Below are 985 nucleotides of genomic sequence, written 5' to 3'. Positions count from 1 at the left end.
ATGAAGCCTATGTCCAGGCCGACGGCCACACGACCTTCTCCGAACTCGCCTATTCGCTCGAAGCGATTTCGCCCGGCGCGGTGATCGTGAGCACGGTCGCCATCGGCATCATGCTCTTGTGGGAGACCCGCCTCTTCAAACAGAATGCGGTTTTATCCCTGATCCCCGGTCCCCTGGTCGCGGTCCTCTGGGGGGTGGCGTTCAATCTGCTCTCGCAACACTTCCTACCGGCCTTCGCGATCGCGAAGGAGCACCTGGTGAGCCTCCCGGAGATTCAGGGCGTCGCGGGCTTCTTCCAGCAGTTCACCCTGCCCGATTTCAGCCAGTGGGCCAATCCCGAGGTGTACACGGTGGCGGTCACCATCGCCATCATCGCGAGCCTCGAGACGCTCCTGAGCCTCGAAGCGGCGGACAAGATCGACCCCTTGAAACGCATCGCCCCGACCAATCGCGAACTGAAGGCCCAAGGGCTCGGCAATCTGCTCAGCGGCTTGATCGGCGGCTTGCCGATGACGGCGGTGATCGTCCGGAGTTCCGCCAACGTGAACGCGGGCGGCCGCACCAAGATGGCCTGCTTCATCCATGGCGTTTTGCTGCTGTTGAGCGTGATGTTCATCACCCGCTACTTGAACCTGATTCCCTTGGCCTGTTTGGCGGCGATCCTGCTCCTGACCGGCTACAAGCTGGCCAAACCCAAGCTGTTCAAGGAGATGTACGCCAAGGGGGCGAGCCAGATCATTCCGTTCGTGGTCACCATCGTCGCGATCCTCGCGACCGATCTCTTGAAGGGCATCGCGGTCGGCATGGTCGTCGGTCTCTATTACGTCATTAGAACCAACTTCCAGGCGGCGATCACCCTGACCCAGCACGGCAACAATTATCTCTTGCGCTTGCACAAGGATGTGTCTTTTCTCAACAAGGCGCTGTTGCGGGAGTATCTGAACCGGGTGGGCGAAAACGGGTATGTCATCATCGATGCCACGCG

The 985-nt window shown here is 60.3% G+C and carries 1 protein-coding gene; it reads left to right on the top strand.

The features are described from left to right. The coding region (locus B2A78_RS25410) for a SulP family inorganic anion transporter (RefSeq protein ID WP_143735326.1) at positions 1–985 on the top strand (985 nt) is incomplete at both ends.

Source organism: Methylocaldum sp. 14B, from assembly GCF_002005105.1.
Taxonomy (GTDB): domain Bacteria; phylum Pseudomonadota; class Gammaproteobacteria; order Methylococcales; family Methylococcaceae; genus Methylocaldum.
Note: the sequence above shows the minus strand (reverse complement) of the source record. Positions and strands in the feature narration are given on the sequence as shown.